16 protein-coding genes are annotated in these 15,997 nt (G+C 74.1%); 3 read left to right on the top strand and 13 right to left on the bottom strand.

Features of this window, described 5'->3' with window-relative positions; all coding sequences use genetic code 11:
• The first annotated feature begins 203 nt into the window (after window positions 1–203).
• The 3 genes from NF681_21505 (at window position 204) to NF681_21495 (ending at window position 2,792) form a co-directional block, all read left to right on the top strand.
• Window positions 204–1,430, top strand: coding sequence for a CoA transferase (locus NF681_21505; protein ID UST56183.1), 1,227 nt, complete (start codon window positions 204–206; stop codon window positions 1,428–1,430).
• A gap of 44 nt (window positions 1,431–1,474) precedes the next feature.
• A complete protein-coding gene (locus NF681_21500; GenBank protein UST56391.1) occupies window positions 1,475–2,482 on the top strand; it encodes a tripartite tricarboxylate transporter substrate binding protein in 1,008 nt (335 codons plus the stop codon).
• Between the two features lie 100 nt (window positions 2,483–2,582).
• On the top strand, window positions 2,583–2,792 hold the full coding sequence (locus NF681_21495; protein ID UST56182.1) for a hypothetical protein: 210 nt from the start codon (window positions 2,583–2,585) through the stop codon (window positions 2,790–2,792).
• Window positions 2,793–2,809: 17 nt separating this feature from the next.
• On the opposite strand, the gene NF681_21490 is transcribed toward NF681_21495, so the two are convergent.
• From NF681_21490 to NF681_21430, 13 genes are all read right to left on the bottom strand, one after another.
• Window positions 2,810–3,724, bottom strand: a complete 915-nt coding sequence (locus tag NF681_21490) for an acyltransferase domain-containing protein (GenBank protein UST56181.1) — start codon at window positions 3,722–3,724, stop codon at window positions 2,810–2,812.
• A 22-nt stretch (window positions 3,725–3,746) separates the two neighbouring features.
• On the bottom strand, window positions 3,747–4,610 hold the full coding sequence (gene mdcB / locus NF681_21485; protein ID UST56180.1) for a triphosphoribosyl-dephospho-CoA synthase MdcB: 864 nt from the start codon (window positions 4,608–4,610) through the stop codon (window positions 3,747–3,749).
• Window positions 4,607–5,320, bottom strand: coding sequence for a malonate decarboxylase holo-[acyl-carrier-protein] synthase (mdcG, locus tag NF681_21480; protein UST56179.1), 714 nt, complete (start codon window positions 5,318–5,320; stop codon window positions 4,607–4,609). The genes mdcB and mdcG overlap by 4 nt, the downstream gene beginning before the upstream one ends.
• 8 nt (window positions 5,321–5,328) lie before the next feature.
• The gene (locus tag NF681_21475; GenBank protein ID UST56178.1) at window positions 5,329–6,030 is read right to left on the bottom strand and encodes a biotin-independent malonate decarboxylase subunit gamma; all 702 of its coding nucleotides are present in this window, start codon (window positions 6,028–6,030) and stop codon (window positions 5,329–5,331) included.
• A 17-nt stretch (window positions 6,031–6,047) separates the two neighbouring features.
• A complete protein-coding gene (locus NF681_21470; GenBank protein UST56177.1) occupies window positions 6,048–6,950 on the bottom strand; it encodes a biotin-independent malonate decarboxylase subunit beta in 903 nt (300 codons plus the stop codon).
• Window positions 6,947–7,312, bottom strand: coding sequence for a malonate decarboxylase acyl carrier protein (gene mdcC / locus NF681_21465; protein ID UST56176.1), 366 nt, complete (start codon window positions 7,310–7,312; stop codon window positions 6,947–6,949). The genes NF681_21470 and mdcC overlap by 4 nt, the downstream gene beginning before the upstream one ends.
• Before the next feature lie 23 nt (window positions 7,313–7,335).
• Window positions 7,336–9,018, bottom strand: a complete 1,683-nt coding sequence (gene mdcA, locus NF681_21460; protein UST56175.1) for a malonate decarboxylase subunit alpha — start codon at window positions 9,016–9,018, stop codon at window positions 7,336–7,338.
• A gap of 83 nt (window positions 9,019–9,101) precedes the next feature.
• Entirely contained in the window at window positions 9,102–10,484 is a 1,383-nt protein-coding gene (locus tag NF681_21455; protein ID UST56174.1) for an SLC13 family permease, read from the bottom strand.
• 109 nt (window positions 10,485–10,593) lie between these two features.
• Window positions 10,594–11,550 carry a LysR family transcriptional regulator gene (locus NF681_21450; protein UST56173.1) on the bottom strand — a complete coding sequence of 319 codons (957 nt, stop codon included), beginning with the start codon at window positions 11,548–11,550 and terminating at the stop codon, window positions 10,594–10,596.
• A 73-nt stretch (window positions 11,551–11,623) separates the two neighbouring features.
• Complete coding sequence (locus NF681_21445) at window positions 11,624–12,412, bottom strand: sel1 repeat family protein (GenBank protein ID UST56172.1); 789 nt, start codon at window positions 12,410–12,412, stop codon at window positions 11,624–11,626.
• A gap of 110 nt (window positions 12,413–12,522) precedes the next feature.
• Complete coding sequence (locus NF681_21440; protein ID UST56171.1) at window positions 12,523–14,439, bottom strand: ATP-binding protein; 1,917 nt, start codon at window positions 14,437–14,439, stop codon at window positions 12,523–12,525.
• 95 nt (window positions 14,440–14,534) lie between these two features.
• Entirely contained in the window at window positions 14,535–14,948 is a 414-nt protein-coding gene (locus NF681_21435; GenBank protein ID UST56170.1) for a response regulator, read from the bottom strand.
• A gap of 70 nt (window positions 14,949–15,018) precedes the next feature.
• Window positions 15,019–15,906: a DUF6279 family lipoprotein gene (locus tag NF681_21430; protein UST56169.1), complete on the bottom strand. Its 888-nt coding sequence runs from the start codon at window positions 15,904–15,906 to the stop codon at window positions 15,019–15,021.
• Window positions 15,907–15,997 lie beyond the last annotated feature (91 nt).

Below are 15,997 nucleotides of genomic sequence, written 5' to 3'. Positions count from 1 at the left end.
TCCATGGATTTTCACGCCCTGGACGTGTCAGGAATTGACCCGACGGCCCGGACGAACACGCGCCGGCGTCGGCCGTCGCGCGCGGCGCCCGCGGGCCGTGCCTGGACGAAGGCGACTGGCGCGCGCCGCCCTCGGCGGCACACTACGGTGGCAACCCGGCCACGGCCGTGCCATCCCAAACCCATTGCAAGGAGACAAGACCGATGACAGCCTCGAACGACATGGACCTGCCGCTGGAAGGCGTGCGCGTGCTGGACCTCTCGCGCGTGTTCGCGGGGCCGCTGTGCGGCCAGGTGCTGGCCGACTTCGGCGCCGAGGTGATCAAGGTGGAGCACCCGGGCCGCGGCGACGACACGCGCGACTGGGGCCTGCGCATCGGCAAGACCGAGACCACCTACTACAACAGCATGAACCGCAACAAGCGGTCCGTGACCATCGACCTGCAGAGCCCCGAGGGGCTGGAGATCGTGCGCGGGCTGCTGCCGCTGTGCGACGTGGTGATCCACAACTTCAAGACCGGCGGCGCCGAGAAGCTGGGCCTGGGCTACGAGCAGCTCAAGGCGCTCAGGCCCGGCCTCATCTACTGCGCCGTGGCCGGCTACGACGCCAGCGGCCCCGAGGCGAAGCGCCCCGGCTACGACCTGGTGATCCAGGGCGAGGCGGGTCTGATGGCGCTCAACGGCGTGGCCGGCACGCCGCCGCTGAAGTTCGGCGTCGCGGTGGTGGACCTGATGACCGGCATGTACGCCGCGCAGGCCGTGCTGGCCGCGCTCTATCGGCGCGAGAAGACCGGGCAGGGCCGGCTCATCGAGATGGCGCTCTACGACTGCGGCGTGATGATCACCGGCTACTACGGGCTCGACGCGCTCGAGCTCGGCCGCGATCCCGAGCGCTACGGCAACGCCCACCCGTCCATCGTGCCCTACGGGATGTACGAGGCGGCGGACGGTCCGCTCATCATCGCCGTGGGCAACAACGCGCAGTTCGACAAGTTCTGCCGCCAGGTCGTCGAGCGGCCCGACATCGTGGAGGACCCGCGCTTCGCCACCAACGTCCAGCGCGCCGCCAACCGCGTCGCGCTCGGCCCGATGCTGGCGGCGCTGATCCGCACCTTCCCGCGCGACCTGCTGCTCCAGCGCCTGACGGCCGCCGGCATCCCGTGCGGCCGCGTGGCGGGCCTGCACGAGGCCCTGACCTCCGAGCGCACGCGGCGCGGCCGACTGGTCCAGGACATGCCCCATCCGGTGGTGGGCACCACGCCGGTGTTCGCGCCGCCCTACCGGCTCGACGGCCAGCGTCTGCCGATCCGCAACGCGCCGCCGACGCTCGGCGAGGGCACGCGCGAGGTGCTGCAGCAACTGCTGTCGATGAGCGACGCGCAACTGGAGGCGCTGCGGGCCCAGGGCGTGCTGACGCTGCCGCCGGCCTGATGCCGGACCACGGATCGACCCTCATGACCAACGGAGACACCGACATGGAAATCACGCACATCAACCGCCGCGCGATGCTGCAGGGCCTGGCCGCGCTGGGCGGCGGCGGGCTGCTGGCCACGGCGCACGCCCAGGGCGCCAGGACGCCCTGGCCGACCCGGCCGATCCGGCTGGTGGTGCCCTTCAACGCGGGCGGCGCCACGGACATCATCGCGCGCACCGTCGGCGAGGCGCTGTCCCAGCGCATCGGCCAGCCGGTCGTGGTGGACAACAAGGGCGGGGCGGCGGGCATCCTGGGCACCGACGCCGTGGCCAAGGCCGCGCCGGACGGCCACACGCTGCTGCTCTCGCTGAGCACGTCGATGCTGATCAACCAGTTCCTCTACGCGAAGCTGCCCTACGACCCGCAGAAGGACCTGGCGCTGGTCTCCCAGATCGCGGCGGCGCCGGTGACGCTGGTGGTCCATCCGTCGGTCCCGGCCAACGACATGAAGGAACTCCTCGCCCACGCCCGCGCCAACCGGGGCAAGCTGTCCTATGGCTCCTGGGGGACGGGCTCGTACGCGCACCTCGCGGGTGCCTACATGAGCAAGACCACCGGCTCGGACATGACCCACTCGCCCTACAAGGGCGAGGCGCCCATGATCCAGGACCTGATCGGCGGGCAGCTGCAGTTCTGCTTCTCCAGCGCGCTCAACACCAAGCCCTTCATCGAGGCGGGGCGCCTGAAGGCGATCGGCGTCACGGGACGCGAGCGCATGCAGATCCTGCCGCAGCTCCCCACCATCCACGAGCAGGGCGTGACCGACGACGCCTATTCGATCTTCGGCTGGGTCGCCATGGGCGCGCCGGCGGGCACGCCGCGCGACATCGTGGAGGCGCTCCACGGCCACCTGCGCGAGGTCGCGCGCGACCCCAAGGTGCTCGAACGCGTCGCGGGCGCCGGCTTCATGCCGCTGTTCAACAGCCCGCAGGAATTCCAGCGCAACTACCGCCACGACATGCCGATCTGGAAGGCGCTGGTCGAGGCGGCGGACGCCAGGCTCGAGTGAACGGCAGGCGCCGGGGATTCCTCTCCGGCGCGCAGGGACATGGGGTAAACCCTTAAAGTTTCTGTCGCGGCGCCCGGTCCGCGGCCTTCGAGGAACTTCCATGACCCGACCTTCCACGCTTTCCCGCGCTGGCGTCCACGCCGGCGAGCGCCCCGCGCGCTCGGCGTTCTGGCGCGCGGCCGAACGCCTCGCCCGTCGCTGCACGTCCGGCGAACTGGCCACCCTGGCCGATCACCATCAGCTCGGCCAGCCCGCCCTGGCCGCCCGCTTCCGGGCCGCCGGCCGCGCGATGGACGGCCACCGCGCCTGACACGCCCCGGGCGGCGCTCACGCGCCGTCGTGACGCGCCACCCAGGCCGCGACGGCCGCGGCGCTGCGGAACTCGTCGCAGGCGCGCGCCGGCACGGCGGGATGGCGCGCGTTCCACAGGCGCGCGAGCCCCTGTCCGGGGCCGATCTCCAGCACGCAGTCGACCTGCCGCGCCATGACGTCGTCCATGCAGGCGTCCCAGTGCACGGTGGTGGCGATCTGCGCGGCCAGCGCCCGCCGGGCGGACGCCGCGTCGTGGACCCGGTCGCCGGTGTTGGCGAACAGGAGCACGCGCGGCGCGGCGAAGGGCACCTGCGCGATCTCCCGCGCGAACCGCTCGGCCGCCACGCGCATCCAGGGCGTGTGCGAGGCCACGCCGACGGGCAGGCGCCGGCACTGCGCGCCGGCCTGCGTGCCCAGCTCGGACGCGGCCTCCAGGGCCGCGACCGGCCCGCCCAGGATCACGCCGTCCTCGGCGTTGCGGATGGCCAGGGCGAGGCCGGTGGCGGCGCGCAGGCGTTCCAGCCGCTCGCCCGACAGGCCGCTGACGGCCAGCAGCCCGCCGGGCTCGCGCGCGGCGGCCGCGTCCATGGCGGCGGCGCGCCGCGACGCCAGCGCGAGCGCCGTCCCGGGCGCCAGCACGCCGGCGGCGGCGAAGGCCGCCAGCTCGCCCACGCTGTAGCCCGCGATCGCGGCCGGTGCCGCCGCGACCAGGGGCGCGAGCCGGGCCCAGGCCGCGAGCCCGAGCCCCGTCAGCAGGACCTGCGCATGATCGTTGCGCGCGGCCCAGTGCGCATCGGCCAGCGCGGCGCGCCAGTCGTCGACGCCCAGCCGCGCGCGCACGTCCCGCACCAGCGCGTCGTCGTCGGCCAGCCAGGGCAGCATGGCCGGATGCTGGGCACCCTGGCCCGAGAAGAGCAGGGCGAAGCTCACCGGCGCACCCGCGCCACGGTCGTCACGCGCCGCCTCCCACCCGCAGCAGCCAGCACGCGGCGGCGAGCGTGTCGGCGGCGCCACCGGGCGACAGGCGCCGCGCCACGCAGTGCTCGGCGATGGCCTGCGCCTCGCGCGGGCCGTCGGGTCGGGCGATGCCGCCGCGCGCGACGAAGCGCCGCGCCAGCGCCTGCACCTCGCGCAGGCCGGCGAGGCCGCCACGGTGCGCGAGGTTGCTGTCGTCGAGCACCGCCATGACGTGGAACAGGGCGTCGAGGCGGGCGCGCCGCGCGTCCAGCCCACGCGCCAGCCCCGACGCCAGGGCAGGCAGGGCGGTGTCGAACACCACCGGGAACCCCAGGGCCGCTTCCTGCGAGGCCCCGCGCAGGCCCAGGCGCCGCGCCGCGATGCCACCGGGCAGGGTCGGCGCGCGCGCGCCGCGCCGCGCCAGCGCCGCGCCCCAGTGCTGGCGCAGCGCCTCGCGCAGCAGGCCGGGTTGCGCGACCGTCCCGTGCGCGCGCACCACCGCGCCGGCCGCCGCGCACAGCAGCCCGAGCATGAAGATCGCGCCACGGTGCGTGTTGACGCCACCCGTCGCGGCCAGCATGCGCGCCTCCGCCGCGATGCCCAGGCGCTCCAGGGTGTCGAACGCCGCCCCGTCGAAGCCGGCGCCGGCGATCTCCACGAAGTAGTGGCGCAGCGCGAACAGGCTGCGCATGAAGGTGTGGGCGTCCATGTCGTCGTGGCTGCCACGGTCCAGCGGCGTCACCAGGCCGGGCTTGGGCGCGAGCGACAGTTCGTCGTGCAGCGCCAGCACGGCCGCGCGGCCGAGGTCGGCCGGCGTCGGACCGGGGCGCGCCGCCCGGCGGCGTGCCGGCGCGCTCATGCGCCGCGCTCCGCCGCCGGGGCCGCGCACCACCCGGTGTCGTGCCGCAGCGCGATGCCCTCGAGGTGTCTGACCAGCACGGCGCGCGCGCGGCCGGCGCGCCATTCGATCCACTCGCGCCACGCCACCGCCGCGCCGTCGGCGAAGACGAGTTCGCCGTCCAGGCGCGGTCGCGATCCCTCGAACGCCGCCAGCGCCGCCGCGACGCCGTCCGCGTGCGCGGCGCCGTCGACGGCGATCCACAGGTCGAGGTCGGACGTGGGCCGCACGTGATCGAGCCCGGTGATCGCCCGCCAGCCGTGGCTGCCGAAGACATGCGCCACGGCCTGCCGGGCGCCCAGCGCGGCGCCGACCTCGGCGGCAAGCGCGCGCACGGACGCGGAAGGCGCTCCGTCCGGGGCCCACGCGCCGTCCAGGCACGGGAACTCCTCGAAGCCGTCGATCGCCGAGGACGGCACGCGCAGCGCCAGCCGGCGGCGGTCCCAGCACCCGGGCGCGCTCAGGCCCAGCGCGACCCGGCCTCCGGCCACCGCCTCGGCCGGCTGGCGCGCGATCACCAGCGGCAGGCGTCGCGCCGCCCAGAGCGTCAGGCAGGCCCGCGCCTGCGCGTCCCAGGCCCTGGCCAGCACGTCGGCCCAGCCGGCGTCGGTGAGGCGGGCGAGCCGGTGGCGGCGCAGCGGGGGCGGGGTGGCGGCGAGCCCGGGTCGCACGGCGGGCCTCAGGCGGCGTCGAGCACGCGTCGGGCGACGTCGGCGGCGAGCCGGCGGCCGCCGCGCGCCGCGCCGTCGCGCGCGCGCAGGTCCTCGGTGGGCGTGTGGGCCAGCGCGTCGCGCAGCGCGGCGGGCAGGTCGCCCTCCCAGGTCGCGCGCACCCCGCCCATCGCCACGTAGTTGCCCACGCCGGGCGCGAACACCGGGTTGGACGCCGACAGCGCGGTCAGCAGGTCCTCGCTCAGCTTGGTGACGCGCGCCATGGCGGGAATCCGCATGACCCGGATCTCGGCCTCCGGCAGCGCGTAGCAGGCGTCGGCGATCAGGCCGGAGGTGATGAAGCCGCCCGACAGCGCCTGGTCGTACACCAGGCCGATCACCGGATGGCCCCGGCGGCGGGCCAGGTCGATGCAGGTGCCCAGGTGCGCCATGGCGCGGTTGATGCCCAGCAGTTCGTCGCGCCGGCGCAGCTGCTGGCCCTGCGTGTCGATCAGCAGCAGGATCGGTCGGCCCGGATGGCGTGCCATCGTGTCGAGCACGCCGCGCGCCTGCGCCAGGGCCAGCCGCACGCCGATCGGCGCGTGGTTCGTGGTGCCGACGACCGCGAGCGTCGCGCCGTCGAAGGCGACGTCGCCGCGGATGAAATCGCCCTCGGCGACCAGGCCGTGGCCGGTGCCGAAGAGGCGGGTGACGAGTTCGTTCCAGTGCATGAAGTGCTCCGTGTTCCTCAGGGCCGGCGCAGCGCGCGCACGGCGTCCACCGGCAGGTCGGGCACGCGGGCGGGGTCAGCGATGCCCAGGGCGCTCCACAGCGCGAAGGCGTCGTCGCGGCCGGTGCCGTCGTCCCCGGCCGGCAGGGCGTCCAGGACGCGCAGGCGCCGCTCGAGCAGCGCGTGCTCGGCCTCCAGCGTGGCCGGGGTCGGGGGCGTGGAGCGGTCCGGGGCCGCCAGCAGGGCGACGGTGGCGGCGCGGAAGGCGTCCACGTCGTCCTCCACCAGCGCGTCGCAGTCGCCGGTGAGCCAGCGGTGGGTTCCTCCGGTGGTGCGCCAGACCAGCGCGCGGTCGCGCGCGTCGAACTCCTCGACCCCGTGCGAGGCCTCGATGACCTCCGGCCCGGACATCGCCAGGCGGCCGATGTCGCTCATCACGACGCGGTCGGCGCAGCGCGCCACGATGCCCATGCCGCCGAAGCAGCCGTTGGCCCCACCGATCAGCACCACCACCGGCACGCCGGCGGCGCGCACGTCGAGCAGGGCGCGCATCACCTCCGACACCGCGATCAGCCCGGCGTTGGCCTCGTGCAGCCGCACGCCGCCCGACTCGGCCAGCAGCAGCACGGCGTGCGGCCGGTCGCGCAGTGCGCGGCGCAGCAGGCCCACCAGCTTCGCGCCGTGCACCTCGCCGACGCCGCCGCCCATGAACTCGCCCTCCTGGGCGGCCACGAAGACGGCGTGGCCGTCGAGCGTCGCGCGGCCCACCGCCACGCCGTCGTCGAAGGCCGACGGCACGCCCAGCTGCGCCAGGTGCGGACTCGTCACGCGCTCGCACGGCGGCAGCCATTCGTGGAAGCTGCCGGCGTCCAGCAGCAGCGCCAGGCGCTCGCGCGCCGAGCATTCGGCGTAGCTGGTCATGGCCGGTCCCCTCCACCGGTCGCGCCGGGCGCGCGCGCGGCGATCTCGGCCACGGCCTGGTCCAGCCGCAGGCTCACCACGGCGGGCGTGGCGCCCATGTCGTTGATCGACACGCGCAGGCCGCCCAGCGGGTGGCGCGCGTGGAAGTCGTCCATCACGGCCCGCCAGATCGCGCCGAAGCCGCGCGCCGAAGTCGCCACGCTCACCTCGCAGCCGTCGCGGCCGGGCTCGGCCGCCTCCAGCATGACTTCCAGGTTGCCGGAGCCGACCACGCCGACCAGCACCGGGGCGAACGACCCGGCGGGCGTGCCGCCGGGGTAGGTGAAGCGCAGGGTTTCGAGTCCCGCCGGTACATCGCTCATCGTCGCATCTCCTCCAAAGGGATTTACCAGTTTCTGAAACGCCGCGGCGGCTGGTACAGCCCGCCGGAGGCGCGCACCAGGTCGCGCATGCTGCGCGCGGCCAGCAGGTTGCGCGTGGCCTGGCGCGGGTCGATGCCCAGGTCCTGCGGCCGGCGGATCACGCCGCGGTCGCGCAGGTTCTCCACCGCGCGCCGGTCGCGCCCCAGGCCCACGGCGGTGTAGCCCGCCACGCCCCGGATGGCCTGCTCGCGCTCCGCGTCGCTGCGGCACAGCAGCAGGTTGGCGATGCCTTCCTCGGTCAGGACGTGGGTCACGTCGTCGCCGTAGATCATGATCGGCGGCAGGTCCATGCCGGCCTGTTCCTGCAGGGTCCAGGCATCGAGCCGGTCGACGAAGGCGGGCTGCATGTGCTCGCGGAAGGTCTCCACCATCTGCACCACCAGCTTCTGGCCGCGCGGCGTGCCGGCCGCGCCGGTGCGCCCGGCGCGCGCCTCGCGCCCGGCCTTGAGCCAGGCCGGGCTCGAATGCCGGCGCCCGCGCGCGTCGGCGCCCATGTTGGGGGCGCCGCCGAAGCCGGCGATGCGCCCCAGCGTGGCGGTCGAGCTGTTGCCGTCGAGGTCGATCTGCAGGGTCGAGCCGATGAACATGTCGCAGGCGTAGTGCCCGGCGGCCTGGCAGAAGGCCCGGTTGCTGCGCAGGCTGCCGTCCGGGCCGGTGAAGAAGACGTCGGAGCGCGCGCGGATGTAGTCCTCCATGCCCAGCTCCGAGCCGAAGGAGTGCACCGACTCGACCCAGCCCGCCTCGATCGCCGGAATCAGCGCCGGGTGCGGGTTGAGCGCCCAGTGCCTGCCGATCTTCCCCTTCAGGCCCAGCGATTCGGCGTACGTCGGCAGCAGCAGCTCGATGGCGGCGGTGTCGAAGCCGATGCCGTGGTTCAGGCGCTGCACGCCGTACTCGGCGTAGATGCCCTTGATGGCCATCATCGCCATCAGCACCTGGATCTCGCTGATCTGCGCCGGGTCGCGCGTGAACAGCGGCTCGATGAAGTTGGGCTTGGGCGCCTTCACCACGAAGCTCACCCAGTCGGCCGGCACGTCGATGCGCGGCAGCGTGGTGGTGGTGCCGTCGACCAGCTCGTTGACCTGGGCGATCACGATGCCCCCGGAGAACGCCGTCGCCTCGACGATGACGGGCGTGTCCTCGGTGTTGGGGCCGGTGTAGAGGTTGCCCTCGGCGTCCGCCGCGTGGGCCGCCACCAGCGCCACCTGCGGCGTGAGGTCGATGAAGTAGCGCGCGAACAGCTCCAGGTAGGTGTGGATGGCCCCGATCCGGATGCGTCCGCCCGACACCAGCCGGGCCAGCCGCGCGCCTTGCGGCCCGGAGAAGCTGAAGTCCAGGCGCGAGGCGATGCCGTTCGCGAACACGTCCAGGTGCTCCGGCAGGGCCAGCACCGACTGCACCATATGCAGGTCGTGCACCTTCTGCGGATCGAGCCGCACCAGCGCGCGCGCGAGGAAGTCGGCCTGCTTCTGGTTGTTGCCCTCGAGGCAGACGCGGTCGCCGGGCACGAGCACGGCCTCGAGCAGCGCGCCGATGGCGTCGGTGTCGACGCGCCGGCCGGCGAGCCGGGGGCCGAGCGCGGCGGCCGCGCGCGCCAGGCGCGCGGCCCGGTCGTCGGCCTTGGTGGTCCAGGATCTGGGGTTCATGGTGGCGTTGGAAGAAGAAGTGCGGTGGGGCGGGGCGGTCGATGGCGCGCGGGCGGGTGGCACGGGCGGGGCGGGCAGTGCGCTCAGAGCACCACGAAGAGCAGCCACACCACCACCGGCGCCACCACCGTGACGATGGCGCCGTACACCATCAGCTGGCGGAAGAAGACGTCGCGGTCGATGCCCCGGGCGTTGGCCAGCACGAGCGCGCCGTTGGTGGAGAACGGACTCACGTCGACGATGGTGGAGGACACCGCCATCGCCGCGATGAAGCCGACCGCGCCGACGCCGGCGTCGCCCTGCAGGAAGGGCACGGCCAGCGGGATCAGCGAGCCGAGCACCGCCGTCGAGGAGGCGAAGGCCGACACCACCGCGCCGACGAAGCACAGCAGCAAGGCCGCCACCAGGGGCGAGGTCAGACCGGCGACGCTGTGTCCCACGAAATCGATCGTGCCCATCTTGTCCATCACGCCGACGTAGGTGCTGACGCCGACGATCAGCATGATCTCCGGCCACGACACCTGGCCGAGCGCGCGTTTCTGCAGGTTGGGCGACATCAGCGTGAGGACCAGGCCGATGGTGATCGAGACGAAGCCGATGTCCTGCTTGAAGAACAGCGTCAGCACGGCCAGGGCGACCAGGCCGACGACCGTGGCCATGCGCTCCAGGGGCGAGCCCGTGGCGGCGGGGCCGGCGCCCGGGGCGTCCAGGAGCGAGTCGGCGCCGGGCGCGGCGGCGCGGCGTTCCTCGGCGAAGGACTCGCCCTCGGCGTCGCCGTAGACCTGCGCGCCGCCCTGGCCGTGCGCGACGCGGGGCACCGCGGGCACCGCGTCCACGGCGCCGTCGGCGCCGGCGCGCTGGCGCATCAGCTTCGCGCCGCCGAAGACCAGGAACAGCAGCAGCGCCACGCTCAGGTTGACGCCCAGGCTGGCCAGCATGGTGACCGTCTCGTTCAGGGGCAGGCCGGCCTTGGCGACGATCTTGTTGGTGATGCCGCCGTAGATGCTGATCGGCGAGAAGCCGCCGCCCTGGGCGCCGTGCACCACCATCAGGCCCATCATCAGCGGGTTGATGCCGTACCTGGCGGCGAAGCCCAGGGCGATGGGCGCGATGATCGCCACCGCCGCCGGGCTGACCGCGCCGACCGCCGTCAGCAGCGCGGCGATGAGGAACATGATCCACGGGATGGCGGCGATGCGCCCGCGCACCGCGCGCACCGCCAGCCGGACCAGCCAGTCGATGGTGCCGTTGTTCTGCGCCAGCGCGAACAGGTAGGTGATCCCCACCAGCGTGAGGAACAGGTCGGCCGGGAAGCCGCCCATGATCGCCTTGGCGTTCATGCCCGCGACCAGCGTGCCCACCAGGAAGGCGCCAACGAAGGCGATCACGCCCATGTTGATGGGCAGGGCGGTGGCCAGCACGAACATGGCGATCAGGGCGCAGATCGAGATCCAGTGGGGGGTCATCGGGAAGTCTCCGGGAGTTCTTGTTCTTGGCGGCGCGCTCGGCGGCGCATCCGGAAGCGGACGTTACGCAGCCCGCCCGCCCCGATCAATGAAGCCCGCGCCCGGACCCTTACGCGCCGCGAAACGATCGAGGGTTAACCCCCGAGGCCGCGTCGCCCGATCCGGCGCGCGCGGTGCGGCACACCGCCAGCAGGGCCAGCAGGTTGGGGTCGCGCTCGCGCGTGCGCAGGAAGCTCAGGGCGATGGTCTGGCGCATCGGGTAGCGCGCCTGCAGCGGGATGAGCTGCACCTTCTGCGGCATCGCGTCGCGCACCCGCCCGGGCAGCAGGCTGCAGCCCACGCCGCCGCCCACGAGGTTCATGAGCGAGAAGATGTCGCCGGTGCGCATCACCACGTCGGGGGTGAAGCCGGCGATGCGGAACGCCTCGACGAAGCCGCCGTAGGTGACGAAGCCGTCGGTGAGGGTGACGAAGCGCTCCTGCGCGCACTGCGCCAGATCGACCTCGGCCAGCCCCGCGTAGCGCGAGCCCACGGGCGCGGCGAAATGGATGTCGTCCTCGAACAGCGGCTCGGACTCGACGTCCGGCGCGCCTTCCGGGCGGCCCATCAGCGCGGCGTCGATCGCACCGTCGCGCAGCTTCTGCAGCAGGTCGGCGTTCGAGCCCAGCACGAGTTCGGTCTGCACGTCGGGCTTGCGCAGCTTCATGCCCATCACCAGCGTCGGCACGGTGCGGTCGGTCAGCGAGTAGAGCGAGCCGATGCGGATGCGGTCGGCCGAATAGCCGGCCAGCTCGCGCGTGGAGCGCACGCCCTCGGCCATGGTGTGGAGCACCTCGCGCGCGACCTCGGCCAGCGCCTGCGCGGCGTCGGTCGGGTGCAGGTTGCGGCCCTCGTGGCGGAACAGCGTGCAGCGCAGGCCGGTCTCCAGCGCGTGCAGGGCGCGGTGCACGCTGACCGGGCTGATCTGCAGCAGCTCGGCCGCGCGCGTGAGGTTGCCGGTCTCCATGAAGGCCAGCAGCACCTCCAGCCTGCGGAAGGTGATCGCTTCGTCGATGTGGAGGTGCATGGGACGGCCCGGGTGTCGTGCGATCGTAGTACGGAGCCGCCCGGCGGCCCGCGCCGCCGGCGACCCGGGGCGCTCAGCGCGACGCCGGGGCCGCGCTCGCGGCGCGCTCGCGCATGCCGATGCCGACCGCCCGGAAGCGCGGGTCGGGCGACGCCGACAGCAGGCGGCCCACCTCGTCGAGGAAGCCCGGGGTGGCCGTCGCCGGCACGCGCCCGAGCCAGGCCAGGGCCTCGTCGACGCGGCCGCGCGCCGCCAGCAGGCGCGCGACGTGGTACTGGCCCCGGAAGTCGCCGCCCTCGGCACCCTGGCGGTAGCGCGCGAAGGCGGCCTCGGCATCGACCGGCACGCCGCGTCCCTCCTCGTGATGGCGCCCGGCCTTGGTCGCCGACTTGGCATGGCCCATCGCGGCGGCCCGCTCGTACAGCGCCAGCGCGGCGGCATCGTCGCGCGGCAGGCCTTCGCCGGAGGCGAGCTGGTTGGCCAGGTTGTAGAGGCCGGCGTCGAGGTTCCGGTCCGCCGCGCGCCGGTACCAGCGGACCGCCGCGACCAGGTCGCGCGCCGTGCCCCAGCCGTTCTCGTAGCAGCGCCCGGCCATGTTCATGCCCATCGCGTCGCCCTGCTGCGCGGCCTTGAGGAACCACGCGAAGGCGTCGCGGGGCCGTGGCGCGGTGCCCCGGCCGTCGAGCAGCCACTGACCCAGCAGCGCCTGCGCGCCGGCATGACCCGCGCGCGCGGCGTCGGTCATCCAGGCCAGGGCGTCCGGCGCGGGCGCGTCGAGCACCGCCCGCCATCGCGCGGCCGTCATGCGGCGCAGGGTCGGCGGGTCGGTGGGGAGGGCGGACAGGGTGGAGGGTGCGGTCACGGGCGGCGGGGGAGGTCGGAACCTTGGCGGGGCGGTCGATTATCGGGACGCGGCGGCGCGTGCCGCCGCCCTCCACCCGGGCCGTTCGCGCGGCCGTCCGCCGACGGGGGTCAGCGCCGGGCCTCGAGCCGCATCGCGCTGGCCAGCGCCCTCAGGTCCACCGGCTTGACCAGGTGCGCATCGAACCCCGCGGCCATGACCCGCGCCCGGTCCTCCGGCTGGCCCCACCCGGTCAGCGCGACGAGCCGGACCTGCCGGCCCGACGCGGCGCGCCGGATGTGCCGCGCGACCTGGTAGCCGTCGACGTCGGGCATGCCGATGTCCAGCATCACCAGCCCCGGGTTCGACCGCTCGAAGGCCTCGATCGCCGCCTGGCCGCCGTAGGCCACGTCGACCGTGTAGCCCTCCAGCCGCAGGCAGGTCACCAGCGTGTCGGCCGCGTCCTGGTTGTCGTCCACCACCAGCACGCGCGGCAGGTCCGCGGCGTCCGCGCCGAACGGTTCGTCGGCCTCGACCGGGTCCGGCGCGGGCGGCGCGGACGGCGCGAGGGGCAGGCGCACGGTGAACGCGCTGCCCCGGTCCCTGCCCTCGCTGCGCGCCGTGATGCGGCCCTGGTGGAGCTCGACCAGCTGCTTCACCAGCGCGAGACCGATGCCCAGGCTGCCGCTCATCTGGTGCGAGGGGCCCTGCGCGAAAAGGTCGAACACCGTCTCCAGCGAGGCGGCGTCGATGCCCTGGCCCTCGTCCTCCACGACCACCACGGCCTCGGCGTCCTCGCGGTGCATGCGCAGCGTGATGGTCGAGCCGGGCGGACTGAACTTCACCGCGTTGCCCAGCAGGTTGGCGAACACCTGCGTCAGCCGGTCGTGGTCGCCGTGGACCGTCAGCGTCTCCCCGAACAGCTGTCGCAGCCGCAGCGATTTCGCCTCGATCGCGGGCCACACCGATTCGACGGCGGTCGACAGGACCGAGCCCAGCAGCAGCGGCCGGGGGCGCAGCACCACCTTGCCGCGGCTGATGCGGCTGACCTCCATCAGGTCGTCGATCAGCCGCACGAGGTGGGTCATCTGGCGCTCCATGACCGACCGGGTGCGGTTGATCCGCTCGTCGTCGGGCGCAAGGCGCTTGAGGATCTGCAGGCCGCTGCGGATCGGCGCCAGGGGATTGCGCAGCTCGTGCGACAGGGTCGCGAGGAAGTCGTTCTTGCGCTGGTCGGCCAGCTGCAACTCGAACTCGGCCTGCTTGCGCGCGCTGATGTCCCAGACCAGGCCCGTGACGATGGCGTGCCCGGTGGCGGCATCGCGGCACGAGGAGGCGCGCTCCTCCAGCCACACGTCGTGGCCGTCCGGGTGGAGGGCGCGGTACTGCATGTGCCAGGACGTGTCCGACGCCACGGCCGCGCGCACCGTCTCGGCCCGCGTGGCCCGGTCGTCCGGGTGCAGGAACGCCCGCGCTCCGCGGCCGGTGGTGAACAGCGGCTGGGCCTGTCCGAACAGCTCCAGCCAGGCGCCGCGGCTCGTCAGCGCGTCCGTGCGGACGTCCCACTCCCAGGCGATCATGCGGCCGGCCGACAGGGCGTCGGTCAGGCGCTGGAAGGACAATCGCTCGGCCTCCTCGGCGCGCCGACGCGACAGGACGTTCTCCGTGACGTCGGTTCCATGGCCCAGGACGCGCGTGCAGCGCCCGTCCGGATCGATCAGCGGCACGTAGACCAGGTCGATCAGGCGCTCCTCCGGCGCCGCATCGGCCGTCCGCGCCAGCATCACCGGGATGCCGTGACCGTGGAACGGCTCCCGCGTGGCCATGACGCGCGCGATCAGGGCCGGAAAGTCGCCGGCGGCCTCGGGCATGGCCTCGAACGCGGGCCGCCCGATCAGGTCGCGCTGGCCGACCATCCGGTAGTAGGCGTCGTTCGCGTACTCGAAGATGAAATCGGGTCCGCGCAGGACGTGCAGGAACGATGGGGACGCCTCGAACACCTTGCGAAGCATCGAGTCTTCCGATGGGGTGGGTGCTGGGTCGTTCATGTCGTCGTCGTTTTCTCGTCGCCGTCGGTGCGCGCGACGAAGGGGTCTCCAAATCCGGGTGGTGGCGCCTGCGCGCCGGGACACGTCCGCGGGTCTCAGGCCGGGCGCGCCGGGCGCGTCGCGTCGGCGCTGCAGAAGCGGATCAGCGCCTCGAGGTCGGTCGTCTTGTCGAACACGGCATCGGCGCCGAGCAGTTCGCACGAGGCGCGCGCCTGCGGGGTGGCGAAGCCCGTGAAGATGGCGATGCGCCGGCCTTCGGGCCGGTGGCGGTGCGCCCCGAGCAGCCGGATGCCGTTGCCCGCCTGGATGAAGACATCGACGATGGCCACGTCCCAGGCGTCGTAGTGCGCGCCGAGCCAGTGGTCGGCCTCGGCCTCGACGCCGGTGGTCAGCACGATGTCGACGTCCGGGCATTCGCGCAGCAGGGCGGCGAGCGTCTCGCGCAGGGCGGCGTCGTCCTCCACGATGGCGATGCGACGGCGGGCGGCCGGGGCGGGGGTCTCGGTCATGGGTTCTCCCTGGTCGGGTCCTCGGGTTCGATGGGATGGTGAAGGCGGGTGGCCGCGACGTCCGCCGCGCTCAGGGCGTGGCGGCCAGCTCGCGCAGGTCCTGCGCGTAGCCCTGGAGCCGGCGCGCCGCGCGCTCGCGCTGCTCGGGCCGCGTGGTGCCGTGCAGCGCGGCGATCTTGCGGCAGTTCTCCTGGCGCAGCGCCTGCCGGTAGGTGCCCCAGGCACCGGTCTCCGGCTGGATGCCGCGCCGCGCGTAGGCGTCGACGGCGGCGCGCACCTCGCCCTCGGACCACGTCCGGTGCGCCGGGTCGCGCAGCCAGGTCAGCACCTCCTGCTGCTGGCGGCGACGCTCGGCGTCGGTGCGCTGCGGGTCGGACACCGAGCGCTCGGCGAACTCGCGCAGCACGTCGCGCTGGGACGCGTCCAGGCGGCCGTAGAAGTCCTCGAAGCGCTCCACGTCCTTGTCGTAGCGCTTGCGGCGCTGGCCCTCGGGTCCGGGCGCGAGCCATTCCTTGGCGTAGTCGGCGTTGCTCTTCGCGAACTTCTCCTCCAGCCGCCGCACCTGCGCCGCGTCCAGCCCCGCCACCAGGGTGGCGGCCGATGCCGAGGCCTGGCGGGCGGTCGCCAGGATGCGCTGGCGCACCGCGTCGTCGACCGCGCAGACCTCGGCCGGCGCCAGGGCGTCCGGGGCCCGGCGGGCGGCGTCCTCCAGCAGGCCGGCCAGTTCGGGCAGTTCGTTGGCGCGGTGCCAGGCGAGCAGCTCGGCCAGCCGCGCGCGCGCCGCCGGCGTCTGGTCGTCGCGGAAGTCCACGTGGTTGTCGAGCCACCAGTAGCCCATCTCGGGGGCGTTGTTGTAGCTCAGCTTGACGGCGCTGCAGCCACCCAGGGCCGCGCCCAGGGCCAGCGCGGCGACCAGGCGCGTCGCGCCAATGCGCCAGGTGCGGGGGCGGCCGGGCACGCGGGGAGGATGGAATCCACGAGGGGCCGTCGGGGAGGGAGCGGGCGGGTGCATGGCGGTCCGGTTCGGAAGTGGACCTTCACCCTGGCCC

The organism is Comamonadaceae bacterium OTU4NAUVB1, assembly GCA_024372625.1.
Classification (GTDB): domain Bacteria; phylum Pseudomonadota; class Gammaproteobacteria; order Burkholderiales; family Burkholderiaceae_C; genus Variovorax.
This window is presented reverse-complemented; position numbering and strand designations above follow the sequence as displayed.

Bases quoted from the DNA above. Each gene is read 5' to 3' on its own strand.
- NF681_21500 (UST56391.1), top strand. From the start codon at position 1,475: ATGGAAATCACGCACATCAACCGCCGCGCGATGCTGCAGGGCCTGGCC.
- NF681_21440 (UST56171.1), bottom strand. From the start codon at position 14,439: ATGAACGACCCAGCACCCACCCCATCGGAAGACTCGATGCTTCGCAAG.
- mdcC (UST56176.1), bottom strand. From the start codon at position 7,312: ATGAGCGATGTACCGGCGGGACTCGAAACCCTGCGCTTCACCTACCCC.
- NF681_21495 (UST56182.1), top strand. From the start codon at position 2,583: ATGACCCGACCTTCCACGCTTTCCCGCGCTGGCGTCCACGCCGGCGAG.
- NF681_21505 (UST56183.1), top strand. From the start codon at position 204: ATGACAGCCTCGAACGACATGGACCTGCCGCTGGAAGGCGTGCGCGTG.
- NF681_21475 (UST56178.1), bottom strand. From the start codon at position 6,030: ATGCACTGGAACGAACTCGTCACCCGCCTCTTCGGCACCGGCCACGGC.
- mdcA (UST56175.1), bottom strand. From the start codon at position 9,018: ATGAACCCCAGATCCTGGACCACCAAGGCCGACGACCGGGCCGCGCGC.
- NF681_21470 (UST56177.1), bottom strand. From the start codon at position 6,950: ATGACCAGCTACGCCGAATGCTCGGCGCGCGAGCGCCTGGCGCTGCTG.
- NF681_21450 (UST56173.1), bottom strand. From the start codon at position 11,550: ATGCACCTCCACATCGACGAAGCGATCACCTTCCGCAGGCTGGAGGTG.
- NF681_21455 (UST56174.1), bottom strand. From the start codon at position 10,484: ATGACCCCCCACTGGATCTCGATCTGCGCCCTGATCGCCATGTTCGTG.
- NF681_21435 (UST56170.1), bottom strand. From the start codon at position 14,948: ATGACCGAGACCCCCGCCCCGGCCGCCCGCCGTCGCATCGCCATCGTG.
- mdcB (UST56180.1), bottom strand. From the start codon at position 4,610: ATGAGCGCGCCGGCACGCCGCCGGGCGGCGCGCCCCGGTCCGACGCCG.